Annotated in this window: 16 protein-coding genes and 4 pseudogenes; 14 read left to right on the top strand and 6 right to left on the bottom strand. The window is 67.8% G+C overall.

Annotated features, from left to right (window positions below; all coding sequences use genetic code 11):
- The 5 genes and pseudogenes from CKO28_RS21790 to CKO28_RS29425 all read left to right on the top strand — a co-directional run.
- A pseudogene (locus CKO28_RS21790) lies at positions 1–328 on the top strand (hypothetical protein); the annotation flags it as partial.
- Positions 329–579: 251 nt separating this feature from the next.
- On the top strand, positions 580–879 hold the full coding sequence (locus tag CKO28_RS21795; RefSeq protein ID WP_200342936.1) for a hypothetical protein: 300 nt from the start codon (positions 580–582) through the stop codon (positions 877–879).
- Between the two features lie 45 nt (positions 880–924).
- The gene (locus CKO28_RS21800) at positions 925–1260 is read left to right on the top strand and encodes a hypothetical protein (protein WP_200342937.1); all 336 of its coding nucleotides are present in this window, start codon (positions 925–927) and stop codon (positions 1258–1260) included.
- A 129-nt stretch (positions 1261–1389) separates the two neighbouring features.
- Positions 1390–2013, top strand: a pseudogene (locus CKO28_RS28605) (CHASE2 domain-containing protein); the annotation flags it as partial.
- Positions 2014–2114: 101 nt separating this feature from the next.
- Positions 2115–2408, top strand: coding sequence for a CHASE2 domain-containing protein (locus CKO28_RS29425; RefSeq protein ID WP_367575755.1), 294 nt, complete (start codon positions 2115–2117; stop codon positions 2406–2408).
- A gap of 133 nt (positions 2409–2541) precedes the next feature.
- On the opposite strand, the gene CKO28_RS21810 is transcribed toward CKO28_RS29425, so the two are convergent.
- Complete coding sequence (locus CKO28_RS21810; RefSeq protein WP_200342939.1) at positions 2542–3267, bottom strand: helix-turn-helix transcriptional regulator; 726 nt, start codon at positions 3265–3267, stop codon at positions 2542–2544.
- A 1068-nt stretch (positions 3268–4335) separates the two neighbouring features.
- On the opposite strand from CKO28_RS21810, the gene CKO28_RS21815 reads away from it, so the two are divergent.
- The 7 genes and pseudogenes from CKO28_RS21815 (at position 4336) to CKO28_RS21845 (ending at position 8917) form a co-directional block, all read left to right on the top strand.
- Positions 4336–5508, top strand: coding sequence for a DegT/DnrJ/EryC1/StrS family aminotransferase (locus CKO28_RS21815; RefSeq protein WP_200342940.1), 1173 nt, complete (start codon positions 4336–4338; stop codon positions 5506–5508).
- Positions 5509–6139: 631 nt separating this feature from the next.
- Positions 6140–6265 (top strand): annotated as a pseudogene (locus tag CKO28_RS29430) (transposase); the annotation flags it as partial.
- Positions 6266–6289: 24 nt separating this feature from the next.
- Positions 6290–6748, top strand: a complete 459-nt coding sequence (locus CKO28_RS21825; protein WP_242480724.1) for a hypothetical protein — start codon at positions 6290–6292, stop codon at positions 6746–6748.
- Positions 6652–6996, top strand: a complete 345-nt coding sequence (locus CKO28_RS29435; RefSeq protein ID WP_200342947.1) for a transposase — start codon at positions 6652–6654, stop codon at positions 6994–6996. The genes CKO28_RS21825 and CKO28_RS29435 overlap by 97 nt, the downstream gene beginning before the upstream one ends.
- A gap of 32 nt (positions 6997–7028) precedes the next feature.
- Positions 7029–8147 carry a helix-turn-helix domain-containing protein gene (locus CKO28_RS29440; RefSeq protein WP_367575756.1) on the top strand — a complete coding sequence of 373 codons (1119 nt, stop codon included), beginning with the start codon at positions 7029–7031 and terminating at the stop codon, positions 8145–8147.
- A complete protein-coding gene (locus tag CKO28_RS21840) occupies positions 8144–8413 on the top strand; it encodes a hypothetical protein (RefSeq protein WP_200342954.1) in 270 nt (89 codons plus the stop codon). Before CKO28_RS29440 ends, CKO28_RS21840 begins: the two co-directional genes overlap by 4 nt.
- Before the next feature lie 81 nt (positions 8414–8494).
- Positions 8495–8917: a hypothetical protein gene (locus CKO28_RS21845; protein WP_200342956.1), complete on the top strand. Its 423-nt coding sequence runs from the start codon at positions 8495–8497 to the stop codon at positions 8915–8917.
- A gap of 73 nt (positions 8918–8990) precedes the next feature.
- On the opposite strand, the gene CKO28_RS21850 is transcribed toward CKO28_RS21845, so the two are convergent.
- Positions 8991–10346, bottom strand: coding sequence for a nucleotide sugar dehydrogenase (locus CKO28_RS21850; protein ID WP_200342957.1), 1356 nt, complete (start codon positions 10344–10346; stop codon positions 8991–8993).
- Positions 10347–10807: 461 nt separating this feature from the next.
- The gene (locus tag CKO28_RS21855) at positions 10808–11791 is read right to left on the bottom strand and encodes an SDR family NAD(P)-dependent oxidoreductase (RefSeq protein ID WP_200342965.1); all 984 of its coding nucleotides are present in this window, start codon (positions 11789–11791) and stop codon (positions 10808–10810) included.
- 314 nt (positions 11792–12105) lie between these two features.
- On the opposite strand from CKO28_RS21855, the gene CKO28_RS21860 reads away from it, so the two are divergent.
- Complete coding sequence (locus tag CKO28_RS21860; RefSeq protein ID WP_200342966.1) at positions 12106–12375, top strand: hypothetical protein; 270 nt, start codon at positions 12106–12108, stop codon at positions 12373–12375.
- On the top strand, positions 12372–12689 hold the full coding sequence (locus tag CKO28_RS21865) for a type II toxin-antitoxin system RelE/ParE family toxin (RefSeq protein WP_200342968.1): 318 nt from the start codon (positions 12372–12374) through the stop codon (positions 12687–12689). Before CKO28_RS21860 ends, CKO28_RS21865 begins: the two co-directional genes overlap by 4 nt.
- 91 nt (positions 12690–12780) lie before the next feature.
- Here the strand turns inward: CKO28_RS21865 and CKO28_RS21870 are convergent, their stop codons facing one another.
- The 3 genes and pseudogenes from CKO28_RS21870 to CKO28_RS21880 form a co-directional block, all read right to left on the bottom strand.
- Entirely contained in the window at positions 12781–13827 is a 1047-nt protein-coding gene (locus CKO28_RS21870) for an HlyD family secretion protein (protein WP_200342976.1), read from the bottom strand.
- A gap of 5 nt (positions 13828–13832) precedes the next feature.
- Positions 13833–14600, bottom strand: a complete 768-nt coding sequence (locus CKO28_RS21875; protein WP_200342974.1) for an ATP-binding cassette domain-containing protein — start codon at positions 14598–14600, stop codon at positions 13833–13835.
- A 313-nt stretch (positions 14601–14913) separates the two neighbouring features.
- Positions 14914–15582, bottom strand: a pseudogene (locus CKO28_RS21880) (ABC transporter transmembrane domain-containing protein); the annotation flags it as partial.
- Positions 15583–15779 lie beyond the last annotated feature (197 nt).

Here is a 15779-nt window from a genome sequence, read left to right on the forward strand (position 1 = left end):
TCGCCTTACCTGGGTGAAGCAGCCGGCCACAGGCCGCTGGACTGAACGCAGCGAAACCGCGTTCTACGTCTGCCAGATCCCGCTGTCCGCCGCCGACTTCGCCAAGGCCGTGCGCGCGCATTGGACCGTCGAGAACCGCAACCATCACGTCCGCGACGTGACCCTGGGCGAAGATCACAGCCGGATCCGTATCCCACCCGGGCCCTTCACTCGTATCCGCAGCTTCGCGCTCAACATCCTCCGGGCGAACGGCGTGCGCAACGTCGCTCAAGCGCGCTACGCAACCGCGCTCAACCCCGACAAACTCTTCGACTATGCCGGCTCATGAAGAACACTGAACAGCCCTGCGGCGGACCTCGGGACGCGGCGGACCCTGGAACAGACGCTCAGCGGCTACGCGGCCGGGATGGGCCAGTCGGCCGACTTCGTCGACGATGTTGTGTCGGCGCCCTACGTACTGCAGGGCGCGAACGGCGACCCGGATGCCGTCGAAATCACCAACCACTTGGAGAACACCACTAGCGCCATCTTCCGGTTGAACGAGAGCCCCAGGACTCGTCCTTCGTAGACACAGCAACCATGGCGTTCGGCGGCGACGGGACGTCCAACGGGAGCTTCATCGATGACCGGGTTTTCGCCGCCCGGCAATCCCGCGCGATCCCGTCGTCCCTAAACGGGACGACGGGCAGTCCGGACTCGATTTTCGCACCTTTCGGCATGCGCGGCGCGTTCGTCAGCTCGGAGACGCTCATGGCTTCCGGCACCGAGATCCTCGGCCAGCCGACCTGCGCGTGCGAATACCTGTCCTGGGGCTTCTGGTCGGCGGAGTACCGCAACGCCGACGACACCCGCCGCGAGCACATGCACCTCGGCTCCTGAGTGGCGGGGGATCTTCCCGAACCCGGAGACCTGCCGACCAGTGGCGTGGCCGAGTACACCGGCCACGCGATCGGCGAGGTAGCCAACGGGAGCCGTCAGTACATCGCAACCGGCGCCTTCTCAAACACCTGGGACTTTGGCACGCGGAGCGGTCAGGTACGCATCGACGGGTTCGACGGACGGGATTTCGCCGGGACCGCAGAGTCTGATGAAGGCGGCAGGGACTACGGCGGGCCCATCACGGGACCGGAGGGGTTCAGCGGACGGATCGACGGCTCCTTCTTCAAGGGTGGCGGCGACCCCGCGGCCGAAACGGGCGGCCAGTTCCGTCTGGAAGGCCCAGAATACCGCGCGTCCGGTACGTTCGCTGGGACGAAGTAAACCACGTGATAAGGGCGTGTCCGGCCGTCGCCCCGGAAAACCGAGCAGACATGCCATGAGCCCCGCCTGACGCGCCTGCCCTGGACCACCGCCGTGCTGCCGTTGCTCGAGTTGCTGGGCGCGCTGGCGGTGCGCGTCTGGGATCCGCCGATGGTCCGCGATCTGCGCAACACGGTGTTCGACAGCTATCAGCGTATCCAGCCACGGCCATCGCAGCCGGCCTCGGTGCTGCTAGTCGACATCGACGAGGCCAGCCTAGCGCGGATCGGCCAATGGCCGTGGGCGCGGACCAAGAGCGCGGAGCTGCTCGATCGCCTGACCCAGGCTGGGGCGGCCGCGATTGCGCTCGACATCGTGTTGGCGGAACCGGACATGTCGTCTCCGGACGAACTGATCGAAGCCTGGCGCGAAGTGCCGGCGATGCGCCCGGCCGCGGAATTCCTGGCGCGCAGCGCAGTGCCGGATCACGACGACCTGCTGGCGGACGCGATCGGCCGGGCGCCCAGCGTGCTCGGCAACATCCTGTCCGCCGACGGCGGCGACGGCTTCGACGACACGCTGTTTGGCGTCGCCACCCTGGGCGCGAACCCGCGGCCGTTCCTCTACGCCTTCGACGGCGCGGACACCAATCTGCAGGTCCTGGAATCGGCGGCGCAGGGGCTGGTCACGCCGAACGTCATTCCCGACCACGACAGTGTGGTCAGGCGCCTGCCGATGCTTCTGCGCCAAAGCGAGACGGTCGTTCCGGCTTTAGCGGATGCCCTTCGTGTGCCCAGGGCGAAAGCAGTTTCATCGTGCGTAGCGCCGGCGCTAGGCAAGTGCAGAGCTTCGGTCAGAACAGCGGGATCGACTCCGTGCGCATCGGCGGGGCGACCTTGCGCACCGATGTCAACGGGCAGGTATGGCTCCACAGCGGCCGCAGCCGGCCCGGGCGCACGGTCGCAGCGGCCGACGTTCTGGCGGGTGGTGTGCCGCCCGCGCGGATCCGGGGCCGGATCTTGGTCGTCGGGACCAGCGCGCCGGGTCTGAAGGACGGCGTGACCGTGCCGCTCGCACGGGCCCTGCCGGGCTTCCAGCTGCATGGTCAGGCAATCGAGCAGGCTGTGAACGGGAGCTACCTCGGTCGTGGCCCCGGTCTCGTACCCTGAAAGCCTGCAGTAAAGTCTGCTGCTTTGATAATCTAGTTCCACGTCGCCACGCGTTGACAGGGTCGGCCGACCCGTCTGGGCCGACCCGTCCGCCACCAGCGCACACCACGCGGAGGCACCGGGAGCGATCGGATCAGCGCGGCGCCTCCAGCACGTCACTGACCGGATCACGTCGCCCCACGTGCCCTGGGGATGCGACGCCATTGTTCAACGCCCAGATCGCCGCCTGCGTGCGGTTGTGCACGTTGATCATGCGTAGGATGCGCTTCATGTGCACCTTGATCGTCGCTTCCGCGCAGCCGAGGGCGCTGGCGATCGCCTTGTTGGATTCACCAGCAGCCAACTGTTGCAGGATCTGTCGGTCGCGCGGCGTAAACTGACGCAACTCGGCTCTATCAGGGAACTTTGGTGGATCGAAGTTTGAAGGGGTGTGTACCCAATTGGCGTGTGCCCCTGCATCGGCTGGCAGCATGCTCGAAGGGAAGTAACGTTCGCCTTCCACAATCACGTGTAGGACCTTGATAAAAACCGATCCGGAGAAGGTTTTCGGCACGGCACCAGCGAACTTCATGTGGAAGCAGTTTCTCAGTGCGTCGAGATCGTCGTCGTGGATTAAAGCGACAAGGTAGCTGCCGGCAAAGCAGCTACGCAGGTTTTCAAGCATCGCAGACCGGATGTCTTGCGGATATGCCGTGCAATCCACGATCGTCACGTCGTGCTGGCGATCGCCCGCCTGCTGCGCTGAGTCCGGAGTATTGCTATAACCGACCACTTTGATACCACCGCCCTCAAGTACGGCTGTCAAACCTTCGCGGCAAAGCGGGTTCGGGTCGATCAGATAGGCCCGGATACAAGTCATTCGATTGCCTCAATCACCGGTGATCGGTTTTCATTCCGATCGCCTACTCGATACTGCGCAGAAGACGTAGCGCGCTCCGCCGTTCAGCCCTCGGCGCGCATCCGTTCGAGCATGCGATCTGAACGTTCGTGGTAGGGCTGTTATACATATACACGTTTCGGGCGCTTAGTACCTAATTCTTGCAGCCCGGAATGAGTCGATGTTTACCTCAAGATCGCAGGTGTGTCGTAGCCGGGCTCAACCTGGCCTTTTGGGCCAGGAACGTGTTCTGGGCCTATTGTCCGCAGCCGGCGGCACGCCCCAGCGCTGCCTGTGCACGTTGGTCGAAAACGGGTGCGCCTTGGGCCGAATTTGTCGTCGGCCTGAACCAGGCGGCGGTAGCACTACCAACAGTTGGCGCTTGTGAAGGTCGGGCGTTTACCGGACCTTAAATCTAGCAACGGGGGATCGTCATGGCGAACTGCAAGACGTGTTTCGATCGCGAGGGCGTGATTGTGGCCGATGCCGACAGGGATCGTCTCTGTCGGTGTCCGGTGTGCCAAGGGAATGACCGCTATCACAAGGAGGACACCTTCGCGGTGCAGGTCCGGACGGCACCGCACCTCCGCAACCCGGGTATCGATGGTCTTGTTTAGACGTGGATAGTGAGTGAACCGCCGTGATGCGGTGGTTCGAGGTGATCAAGCGCTTCGCTTGCGGGACGCCAGCCAGTTGCTTCGATCCCGTGCCTGGGCCACCGTCCGGCCGTTGGTCCGGACGTCCCGGGCTCCCAGTAGGGGCGGGAGCCGCGGGGTAGCAGTGGGCGTCGGGGAGGAGCAGCCGTTGGCCGGCGGCTTTCTCCCGATGCCGGTGCCTTATCCGGATGGTCGCTCCGGTTCTCCTCCCCCGCTCATCAAACGCAGCGTGCGGTTTTCCCGCACTGCTTTGGTGACGCTCGTCAGCATGCGGGCGCCAGCAAAATCTGTCACGGCGCGGATCACCCGGTGCCCGGTTGCCGGGGTGAGGGCGCGGCTTTAGGTTAGGTGGTCAGCAACGCAGTCACAGCTCATTCCCGATGTAACCTGTCGCATGTCCGCATCCGATTCCGCCGCCGCAGCCGCGGCGGCCGCGCATACCGACGATCCGATCGCGCTGTTCGATCCGCGCGGACAGTACCTGCGCCTCCAGGCCGATATCGATGCCCGGGTCGCGGCCGTGCTGGCGCACGGCGCCTACGTCAACGGGCCCGAGGTCGGCGAGCTGGAGGACGCGTTGTGCCGCTGGACCGGGGCGGCGGCCTGCGTCGCTTGTGCCAACGGCACCGACGCGCTGGTAATGAGCATGTTGGCGCACGGCATCGGCCCCGGCGACGCCGTGTTCGTGCCCGCCTTCACCTACGTCGCCACCGCGGGCGCGGTGCGCCTGACCGGCGCGACCCCGGTTTTCTGCGACGTTCTGGAAGCCACCGCGAACCTGGATCCGGCTGACCTGGACCGGCAGATTGCGCGCGTCCGCAAGGCCGGCGAGCTGACCCCGCGCGCCGTGCTACCGGTCGATCTGTACGGCCTGCCGGCGGACTACGCGCGGATCCACGAGGTTGTGCTGGCAAACCGGCTGCTGGTGATCGCTGACGCTGCGCAGTCAATGGGCGCGGCGCGCGACGGCGTCCCCGCGGGCGCGCTGGCGCGCATGACCTGCGTGTCGTTCTTTCCGACCAAGCCGCTCGGCTGTGCCGGCGATGGCGGGGCGATCCTGACCCAGGACGCCGAGCTCGCCCAGCGCCTGCGTGTGCTGCGCACCCACGGCACCGACGCCAGCCGCACGGCCGTCGAGCTTGGCATGAATAACCGGCTGGATACGCTGCAGGCCGCCATCCTGTTGGCCAAGCTGTCGCATCTCGCCCCCGAGCGGCAGGAGCGGGAGCGGCTCGCGGAACGTTACGACGCAGACCTGGCGGAGATCGTGGACCCCGCGCCGCGCGACAGCGGATGCGACAGTGCTTGGGCGCTCTACACCATCCGCAGCGGGCGACGGGATGCGATCCAGAGATCCTTGAGCGATCGGCGCATCGCCGCAGCGGTCTATTATACCGTGCCTGTGCACCTGCATCCGGCCTATCGGGCGTTCGGTAACGGGCCAGGAAGCCTGCCCGTGAGCGAACGGCTGGCCGAGCGCGTGCTCAGCCTGCCCCTCACCGCCGAGATGACGCAGGTGCAGGCCGACCGGGTCGTCCAGGCAGTGCGCGACGCGCTGAGCGGGTAGGGCGGGAAAGCCGGGGACAATGACGGTGGGCCGCAGGCCCTAGTTCAGGGCGAGCACAAGCCCGGCGATCAGGTCTCAGCCGAGCAGGCCCGCCCCAATCCACAGCGCGACCGCGGCAGCGTAGCTGAGCCGGATGGCTGCACCGGTCTGGCCGGCGCCCTCTGGCTGCTGGCCTCGCCGCTGCGCAATGTCGCTGACGCCTGACCTTGTCACGCCGGTGAGTCCGGCCTGAATTGCGATCATCGATCCGTAGCTTTGTACAAGTGATACTCCCGTCAACACGAATGTCGTTGGCTTGGGTTAACGATCGGTAGACCATCGGTTTTGGCAGGCAGGCGGTGTGAGGTGCGGCGCAGGCGACGTGCTGGCGGCCGGTCCACGCCTTGCGCGTCATGGCCTGTGGTCGTGGGCCCCGCAGTATCGGGCGGTGGACGTACCCTCGAAGCGCGTGGGGCCGCATGCCGCGGCCCCCGATCGGCGATACAGTGAAGTAACCGTCCCTAGGATGCCACGTTCAGGGCGACGCGCGTGCATAACAAAGTTTGATCACCCGGAATTTTGAAACAAACCGCCCATATACCCTGCATTGCGGGTATGGATATGGTCACGTGCATGCAGTGTTTTTCGACGGATGAAGCCTGCCTGCGCATTCCTGGAACAGGTTCGCTGGCCGAATGGCCCCGTTTGCCCGAAGTGCGGGTCGGTCGAACGGGCCTCCCGATTGCGTGGCCGCCCGGGCACCTGGCGTTGCTGTGTCGGGTCGTGCAGGGCGCACTTTTCGGTGACCGCAGGCACGCCGCTTCATCGCACGCGAGTTCCGCTGACTAAGTGGTTTTTGGCGATCTGGCTGATCTCGACATCGTCGAAAGGGATCAGCGGCATCGCCACGCAGTCGCGCGTCTCCGCGCGCAAGCTGGCGGAGTGGCTCGACATCGACGACCGAACCGCCTGGTATATGGACCATCGCATCCGGCGGCTGCTGGCCGATCCGGATTGGCGAAAGCTGTCCGGGATGGTCGAAGCCAACGGACACGCAGTCGGCGCTCCAAGGCAGATGTATGACGGTGGCCGCAAGAATCCCGAGGACGACGATCCGGGGTCCGCTCCGGCGGCTCGAGGCGGGAACGCGGCCCCGGTCGCGCGGTGGTTCTGGTCGCCGCAGAGCGTGCCGGCGAAGTCCGGGTCCGGCGGATCGCGACGCACTCATCGATCGAGGTCGGCAACGCTTGGCGGGAGTTGATCGATCCGTCTGCGCCTGTCGTCACTGACGGGCTTCCAGCCTATCGTACCGTCGGACGCATGATGACCGCGCACGTGACCGTCGATCACGGGCGGCGGCGCTTTTGCGCGCCTTCGGCGCGCGAGCGGGGCTGTCCCGATGGGGCTGGCGGTCGCGTCAACACCGCTGAGGGCTTGGCGGCCGCCGAGGGCCTATCCATCGGTCTGTTCCGGCGCAGCCTGCAGGGCACCTGGCACAGGGTGTCCTGAAAGCACCTGGATTCTTACACGACCGAATGCACATGGCGGCACAATGGCCGCGGCGTCTCCGCTGCTACGAAGTTCATTCAGGCGCTCGGTGGCCTGGACGCCGGGCCGCTCGGCGATCGCGAGCTCGTGGCGTGCGGTTGACGGAAGCGAATGACGCCGCGCGCCGGCGCCATCTGGAGATCGTCGGAGAATTCCCGGCGTTGCCGGAGGACCCGGAGAAGCCTGCGGTCGTCAGGCAAGCGACAGTTTTCCGCATCTACCCAAACAAGGCTCAGGAAGAAGCGCTTCCACAATGGGCTGGCGCGGGCCGTTGGTTCTGGAACAAGTGCGTCGAGAGCAACCAGCAGCTTTACGCCCTCGAGGGTCGCTTCGCCTTTCACGGCGAACTGTCCGCGCTGTTGCCGGAGATGAAATCGGCGGAAAGCTTGGCTGAAGGAGCAACCGGGATTCACTTGGTCGACGTTTCGCGCCGGTTCGACAAGGCGCTGCGGGACTTTCTGGACGACCGTCGTGCGGTCCGAGGCGGGCGCAAGACCGCTGCCAAGGCCAAGGATTTTCCGCAGTTCAGATCCAAACGCGAGCGCGACGTTTCGGTCTATCTGTCGGGCGACAAGTTGACGAGGATCCGCCGGCAAGCCGCCGATGTTGGTAAGGCGCGCGGCTGGGTCGAACGACCGAGGATAGACGATACGCAGGTCTGGATACGGGTAAAGCGCCAGGGGCGGATCGGGGAAAAGCGGGTCAATGTGCGCCATGCGATCCGTTTGCGCGGCGGGCGCTGGCCGGCCCGATCGCGGACCGCCGCGCCAAGCGGCCGGTCGACGCGCCCAGCGTGGTCGCCAACGCCCGGGCCCTGCGCGCGGCGCTGCCGTGGCAGCCGCGCTACCGCGCGGTGTCCGACATCATCGCGACCGCCCTCGCCTGGGAACGCGTCGAGCACGCCCCGACCGCCGGGTCGCGGAAAGCGCCTGAACCGGCGTGCCGCGCGCCCGTCTCGGGCCGAGCCGCGCGGCCGGACGACCCGGCGGGTCGGCGGCGAAGCGACGCTGGGGGGAGCGGATCTCGTCGATTGTCAGCCGTGGGCACGTTGCCTCGGCCGCCCGGCGTCCCCACATCACGGTCGGTGCCCATTGCCGAGTGTCCTGCGATGAAGAACGTTACCCCGCCGCATGAACGCAAACAGCCGAGCCGCGCCAGCGCCCGCTTCCAGGGGGCTTCGGTGGTGGCCGGGATCGCGCTGCTGCCGTTCGTGCTGATCGGCCTGGCGGTCGCCGGGGTCGTGCTGGCGGTCGGCCTGATCTGGGCGGCCGCCTGGGCGGTCGTGATCGCGGTCGCCGGCGCGTTCATCGTGGCGGGACTGGCCGCGGCGGTGGCGTTCGTGCGCGCCCAGCAGGGCGGCGACGCCGGCCGCCGCTGAGGTCCCGCCGGCGCGCCCGGGCCGCCGAGGTCGCGCCCGGCCAGCAGCCAACACTCTCCCACGTTTCCGCGGAGCGCCGACATGCGCTTGCTCGCCGCTTTCGTCGCCGGCTTTCTCGCGACGCTGATCTTCCACCAGGGCGCGATCGCGCTGCTGCACGCCGCCGGCGCGATTCCGGTGGCGCCCTATCCGGGCGCGCCGACCTGGCCGTTCGGCGTGCCGCAGGTGATCTCGCTCGCCTTCTGGGGCGGCGTCTGGGGGCTGGTTCTCTGGGCGGTGATCCGCAACACCCGCGGCCTCAAGTATTGGGGCCTGTGCCTCTTGACCGGCGCGGTCGGGCCGACGGCCGTGGCGATGCTGGTGGTGTTTCCGCTGAAGGGCATTTCGGTCGACGCGACCAAGGTCGTCGCCGGCCTGATCCTCAACGGCATCTGGGGCCTCGGAACCGGTGTCCTGATCCTGAGCTACTTCCTGGCCCGAGCCTGGCTGCGCCCGAACGCCTGAGCGCACGCGGCCGGAAGGCGTCGTGCCCTTCCGGCCGCTTCTTGCGGCCGTCTGTGTTCGCGTGGGCCCAGCCCTACGCCTTCACGATCCGCGGGTTGCTGTAGCCGTGCTTGGCCATGGCGTTGCGGGTGTCGATCACCAGGGCGGCCGAGTCGGCGATGGTCGCGTAGTCGATCTCGTCGTGGTCGGTCGCGATCAGGACCGCGTCGAACTCGGCGAGTGTTTCCGCGTTAAGCGCGACCGATGCCTTGCCGGCGTACTGCGGGTACTCGCGCATCGACGGGATCTTCGGGATATAGGGGTCGTGGTAGGCGACCTCCGCGCCCTTATCGGTCAGCAGGTCGAGCAGCTTGAACGACGGGCTCTCGCGCGGGTCGTCGACGTTCTTCTTGTACGCCAACCCGACCAGCAGGATGCGCGCGCCGTTGAGCGCGCGGCGCTGACGGGCGTTCAACGCCTCGCCGAGCTTGGTCACGACTTGCCGGGGCATGGAGACGTTCACCTCGCCGGCCAGCTCGATGAAGCGGGTCGACATGTCGTACTCGCGCGCCTTCCAGGTCAGGTAGAACGGGTCGATCGGGATGCAGTGCCCGCCCAGCCCCGGGCCCGGATAGAACGCCATGAAGCCGAACGGCTTAGTCTTGGCGGCGTCGATCACCTCCCAGACGTCGATGTCCATCGCGCCGTAGACCTGCTTGAGCTCGTTGACCAGCGCGATGTTGACCGAACGGAAGATGTTCTCGGTCAGCTTGACCGCCTCGGCCGTGCGCAGGTCGCGCACCGGCACGGTCTGCGGCACGATCGCGTCGTACATCGCCTGGGCGAGCTTCAGCGCGTCCGCGCCGTCGCCGCCGACCACCTTGGGGATCTTGCCGGTGGCGAAGTCCTTGTTGCCGGGGTCCTCGCGCTCGGGCGAGTAGGCGAGGTAGAAGTCGGTGCCCGATGTCAGGCCGCCCGCCTCCAGGATCGGGCGGATCAGCTCGTCGCTGGTGCCCGGATAGGTGGTCGACTCGAGCACCACCAGCTGGCCCGGGCGCAGCGTGCGGGCGAGCGCGCGCGCGCTCGCCTCGACGTAGGTCATGTCGGGCTCGCGGTTGCGGTTCAGCGGGGTGGGGACGCACAGCAGCACCGCGTCCGGCTCGCCCAGGCGGTCGAACTCGGCGGTGGCGGACAGGCGGTCGCCGGCCCGCGCCTCGGCGACCTGCGCGTGGGTGATGTGCTTGATGTAGGACCGCCCCGCGACCAGCGCCTCGACCTTCTTCGGGTCGGAATCGAAACCCGTGACGTGGAAGCCGTTGGCGGCGAAGGTCATGGCGAGCGGCAGGCCGACGTAGCCCATGCCGACGATGCCGACCGTGAAGTCCCGCGTTTCGATGCGGCGGAGCAGGTCGCCCAGACCGTTGGTCGCATTAGCCGCGGTGTTCTGCATCGTCCTACCTTGTTTTCTGGCGTCGGGTCGTCCGAACCGATCCGAAGGGCAGTATAGCCGTCCCGCGATACGCCTGAACGACCCTGTCGGGGCACCCCGAGCGCTTCTGGAGGATACCCGTTCGTGGAGACGTCCGACGGCCGCCATTGTAGAGCCCGATTGATGGTGCCGGCGAACTCTGTCAAGCGCTGGCGTTCCCGAACCCCGGAAAGGATCAGGCGATCCGGACGATGCTGACGGCATGGCGCGAGGCGGCCGAAGCGGCCGCCGCCGGCCAGTGGCGGCGTTGTTTCGAGACGGGCACCTCCCACAAGCACCTCGCCGCCAACCAACCGGCGGCGATACCGGCCGTCCGCGCGGCGAAAGAGCGGATCGGGGCACAACGCCGCCAGATGGTGCGTCACCAGGTGGCGCGCACGCTGCAGAGCTTCATCGCCAACCGCCTGCGCGATCGGGGGCGCTCAGACGCCGTGATAGTCGCGGAACCACTGGACGAACTTGGGCAGCCCCTCCTCGATCGTGGTCTTCGGCTGGAAGCCCAGATCGCGGATCGAGGCGTCGATGTCGGCGTAGGTCGCCGGCACGTCGCCCGGCTGCATCTCGCGCATGTCCTTCCGCGCGGTCTTGCCGACGGCGCGTTCGAGCACCTGGATGAACTCGCTGAGGTCTTCCGAGCGGTGGTTGCCCAGGTTGTACAGGCGGTGCGGGCGCGCCGGCGCGCCGGGATCGGCGGGCGGGTTGTCGAGCGCGCCCAGGACGCCGGCGACGATGTCGTCGATGTAGGTGAAGTCGCGCTTCATCCGGCCGGCGTTGAACACCTGGATCGGCCGGTCCTCGAGCATCGCCTTGACGAACAGATAGGCCGCCATGTCCGGCCGGCCCCACGGCCCGTAGACGGTGAAGAACCGCAGGCCGGTCATCGGCAGCCGGTAGAGGTGGGCGTAGGTCTCCGCCAAGAGCTCGGCCGCACGCTTGCTGGCGGCGTAGGTCGAAACCGGCTGGTCCACGGGATCGTCGACCGAGAACGGCAGCTTGGTGTTGCCGCCGTAGACGCTGGAGGAGGAGGCGTAGACCAGGTGGCGCAGCCGCGGCAGCCGTCGCGCCGCCTCCATCACGCTGACCTGGGAGTGCACGTTGGCGTCGATGTAGGCCCAGGGGTTTTCCAGCGAGTAGCGCACGCCTGCCTGGGCCGCCAGGTGGATCAGCCGGTCCATGTCGGGATAGCGGTCGACCACCGCGTTGACCGCCTCGGCGACGTGGGCATCGGCCTTGTGGAAGGTAAAGCCGTCGCGCGCCTGCAGGCGCTCCAGCCGTGCCTGCTTCAAGGCGGGGTCGTAATAGGCGTTCAGGTTGTCCAGCCCGACCACCCGTTCGCCGCGGTCCAACAGGGCGCCGGCGACGTGCGAGCCGATGAACCCCGCCGCTCCGGTGACCAGGACGGTCATGGCCGCACGCTCCCGGTTGCGGATCGAAGGAGCGGGCGGCAGGCCGTGGGGACGGGCGCGACAAGGGTGGGCATGGACGGCTTCCGGGCAGGGTCGACGAAGGCGTGGTATGATGCCTTTCGGCTTAGTTTATGCCCGCCCGCTCGTCCAGCGCCAACCAGCCATCGGGGCTATCCCCGATGGAATGTCTGCAGACCGTGTTGGTCGCTTGAAGTGCAAGCCGCTAGGAAACGAACCCGCAGCGGGCTCCGCGTAAGACATTACGATTCAAGTATTCGTAGACTATATGAAGAAGTCATAACAAGGAGGTTGGCATGACCGTTAAAACGACCCTCAGCTTCACCGACCGCCACCACCGGTTCCTGACCGAAAAGGTGGGACAGGGTGTGTTTGCCTCGCAAAGTTCGGCCGTTGCGGCTGCGCTCGAACAGATGATCCGCGACGAAGAAGAGCGCGACATGGCTCTCGGCACGTTGGCCGGCGAGGTCCGGTCACGCCTACAAACGCCGCGCAAGGACTATGTGGAGGGTGATGATGCCTTCGCGGCGGCGCGAGCACAGCTGCAGACCTCGCGCAAAACGTGAGATACCGCCTGTGGTTCCATCCAGCCGTTTCGGAAGACCTCGACGCAATCCTGCGCTGGCTCGTCGACCATGCCGGCTACGAGACGGCTGCGCGCAGGTTGGCCGAGATTGACGAGGTCATCGCCAGCCTGCAGGACCTGCCCCACAAAGGCAGCATTCGCGACGAGATCGCGCCCGGTTTGCGCGCGATCCCGGCTGGGCGCAAGGCGGTCATCGCTTTCACGGTGGATGACGACACGCAAGAGGTGTTCATCCATGTCGTCAGCTACGCCAGCGCCGACTGGATTGCGCACAAGAGAGCGCGGAGACGTTAGGGGCCATGCCCGCAAGCCGGCCCACGAACGGTACTTGAAGTCGAACGGGCAGGCGGGCGCAATTGCCGCGCGACGTGAGGGTGGCCAGGCATCAAGCACTGTCTCTTGCTGGGCGGGTGAGCGACTCTGACCGACGCACCCCTTCTCGAACCCTGCGGCGGCATTGAGCCCGGTCCCACAAGATCTGGGATTGTCGACGGTCAGCCGGTGCGCCGCCATGACGAAGCGCTGGCGCAGTTCGGAGACCCGGATCTGCGTGTCGGTCAGGTCGCTCGAGACCTGTTCGGCGAACTGCTGGCGGACCTGCGCGATCTGCGGGCGCGCCTCCCCGATCCGGGTGCGCGCTTGCGATGCTGGCGTCGGCCGAGCCGACCTGGCCGCCCAGCTTGGCCAGCTGGCGCTCCATTTCCAGGATCCGGGTGCGCGGGTAGTAGCCCTTTTCGTGCAGCTCGCGCAGGCCGACCAGCTCGTCGCGCATGATCGCGATCTGCCGCTCGGCGCTGCGTTTTTCCGCTTCGATGCCGGCGATCTGGTCCCGCAGCTGGCCGATCTTCTCGTTCTGGATCGCGACCTTCCCGGCGAGCGAGCGTTGACGGTCGCGAAACTGCGCGCGTTCGGCGGCGAAGGCGACCTCGATCTCGCGCGCCTCGGCGTCGCTCGCCGGGGTGCGCAGCTCTTTGGGGAGTTGCATCTCCTCGGCCCGGGCGCGCTCGGCTTCCAGCCGGGCCTTGCTCAGCAGCGCGGCCATGAGGCTCTGGCGGACGGCGTCGAAGCGCGCCTGCGATTCCGTGGTGTCCAGCTCCAGGAGAACGTCGTTCCGGCGCACGACGTCGCCGTCGGTGACGGCGATCCGTGTGACCACGCCGCCGTCCGGGTGCTGCACCAGCTTGCGGTTGCTCTCCACCGTGACGGTTCCGGGGGCGGCGGCGGCGCTGTCCAGCGGCGCGGTCGCCGCCCAGGTGCCGAGGACGCCGAACGCGAGCACGACGATCGCGCTGCCGATAACGACGAACCGTGCCGGGCTCGACGGTTCGTACGGTCTTGGGACGTCGGGCTGGGACGGGTCGACCTGGTACGGGCCGTTCCGGGACGCATGGGTTTGGGGCTTGTCGGCGGGCTTGGCTTGTTGGCGTGACACGGGCGCTACCTCCGGCTGCGCTGGATGAACCGGGGCTCGGCCGGTACGGCGGCCTTGGCCGCGGCGGCGGGGCCGGCGTCGCGATCCGCCGCGGCGTCCGCCGGCGCGCTCGTCGTCGCCGGGGAATCGGCCTGGGGGCGCTTGCTTTGGGCGGCTTGCTGTCGGCCGGCGACCACGGCCGGACGGGTGTAGGCGGCGAGCACCTCGTCGCGCGGGCCGAAGTTCTTCACCTGCCCGTGGGCCAGCGCCAGCACCCGGTCGACCGAAGCCAGGATCTGCGGGCGGTGGGTGATCACCACGATCGTGCGTCCCTCGGCCTTCAGCCGGGCGATCGCCTCGGCCAGGGCGGCCTCGCCCTCGGCGTCCAGGAAGGCGTTGGGTTCGTCGAGCAGGACCAGACGCACGTCGCCGTAGACCGCGCGGGCGAGGGCGACGCGCTGGCGCTGGCCGCCGGAGAGCGCGTGCCCGCCGGTCCCGATCTGGGTGTCGTAGCCGTCGGGCAGGCGCAGGATCATCTCGTGGACCCCAGCGAGCTTGGCCGCGCAGACCACAGCTTCCGGATCGACCGCGCCCAGCCGGGCGATGTTCTCGGCGACGCTGGCGTCGAACAGCTCGACATCCTGCGGCAGGTACCCGACGTAGGGGCCGAGCGCCAGCGGGTCCCAGTCGTTGATGTTGGCGGTGTCGAGGCGCACCGCCCCGCCCGCGGCCGGCCAGACGCCGACCAGCGCGCGCGCCAGGCTGGACTTGCCCGCGCCCGAGGCGCCGATCACCCCCCCCCAGCGCGGTGCCGTGGGTCAGCTGGAAGCTGACGCCCTTGAGCACCGGGGTCCGGCTTTCCGGCGGGACCACGACCAGCTGTTCGACCGCGAGGTCGCCCTGCGGGACTGGCAGGGGCATCGGCTGGCGGGCGTTGTCGCTCGCCAGCAGCAGGTCGTTCAGGCGCTGGTAGGCGGTGCGCGCGTTGACGAAGCCGCGCCACTGCCCGACCGCCTGCTCCACCGGCGCGAGTGCGCGGCCCATGATGATCGACGCCGCGATCATGGCGCCGGGGGTGATCGTGCCGGTCAGGGCGAGCGACGCGCCGACGCCCAGCATCGCCACCTGCAGCACCATGCGCACCGTCTTGGAGCTGGACAGGACCACGCCGCCGCGGTCGCTGGCGCGCGCCTGCTGGCCGATCGCCTTGGCGTGCTGGTCGGCCCAGCGGGCCTGCACGCCCGGCTGCATGCCCATGGGGTGCACCGCCTCGGCGTTGCGCAGGCTGGTCTGGACGAAGCCGTTGGCGGTCCCGCTCGCCTGATAGGAGTCGCTGAGCGGGGCGCGCGTCGTCAGCTCGTTGGCGAGTGCCAGGCCCAGGATGATCAACGCACCCACCAGCGCGACCAGGCCCAGCAGCGGGTGGAACAGGAACACCACGGCCAGGAACAAAGGCACCCAGGGGGCGTCGAAAAAGGGGATCAGGCCCGCGCCGGTCAGGAATTCCCGCACGCTGTCCAGGTCGCGCAGCGCCTGGGCCGACCTGCCGCCCCCGCTGCGCGTGTTGGCGAACACGCCGGCGAACACCTTGTCGCTTAGCTGGCGGTCCAGCTTGCAGCCGATCCGCACCAGGATGCGCGAGCGCACCAGCTCCAGCGCGCCGAACACCGCCAGCATGCCGAGCGCGATCGCGCTCAGCAGGATCAGCGTCATCTCGTTGCGGCTGGTCGGCACGCGGTCGTAGACCTGCAGCATGTAGAGCGGACCGACGAACATCAGCAGGTTGATGAAGAAGCTGAACGCGCCGGTTGCCAGAAAGCTGCTGCGCGTGCCGGCGAACGCGGCGGAGATACCGTGATTTTTGTCAAAGGGTCGTTGGCGGCGCGCTCCCCAAGTCGGGGCCTCACCGACGGCCGGCCGCCCTTGCGCGCTATGTGGGGCGCGCGGGCGGCCGGCCTGTTCGGCCCCGCTCG

Origin of the sequence: Rhodovibrio sodomensis, from assembly GCF_016583645.1 — a bacterium.
Taxonomy (GTDB): Bacteria; Pseudomonadota; Alphaproteobacteria; order Kiloniellales; family Rhodovibrionaceae; genus Rhodovibrio; species Rhodovibrio sodomensis.

Bases quoted from the DNA above. Each gene is read 5' to 3' on its own strand.
- CKO28_RS21795 (WP_200342936.1), top strand. From the start codon at position 580: ATGGCGTTCGGCGGCGACGGGACGTCCAACGGGAGCTTCATCGATGAC.
- CKO28_RS21810 (WP_200342939.1), bottom strand. From the start codon at position 3,267: ATGACTTGTATCCGGGCCTATCTGATCGACCCGAACCCGCTTTGCCGC.
- CKO28_RS21815 (WP_200342940.1), top strand. From the start codon at position 4,336: ATGTCCGCATCCGATTCCGCCGCCGCAGCCGCGGCGGCCGCGCATACC.
- CKO28_RS29440 (WP_367575756.1), top strand. From the start codon at position 7,029: ATGGCGGCACAATGGCCGCGGCGTCTCCGCTGCTACGAAGTTCATTCA.
- CKO28_RS21840 (WP_200342954.1), top strand. From the start codon at position 8,144: ATGAAGAACGTTACCCCGCCGCATGAACGCAAACAGCCGAGCCGCGCC.
- CKO28_RS21845 (WP_200342956.1), top strand. From the start codon at position 8,495: ATGCGCTTGCTCGCCGCTTTCGTCGCCGGCTTTCTCGCGACGCTGATC.
- CKO28_RS21850 (WP_200342957.1), bottom strand. From the start codon at position 10,346: ATGCAGAACACCGCGGCTAATGCGACCAACGGTCTGGGCGACCTGCTC.
- CKO28_RS21855 (WP_200342965.1), bottom strand. From the start codon at position 11,791: ATGACCGTCCTGGTCACCGGAGCGGCGGGGTTCATCGGCTCGCACGTC.
- CKO28_RS21860 (WP_200342966.1), top strand. From the start codon at position 12,106: ATGACCGTTAAAACGACCCTCAGCTTCACCGACCGCCACCACCGGTTC.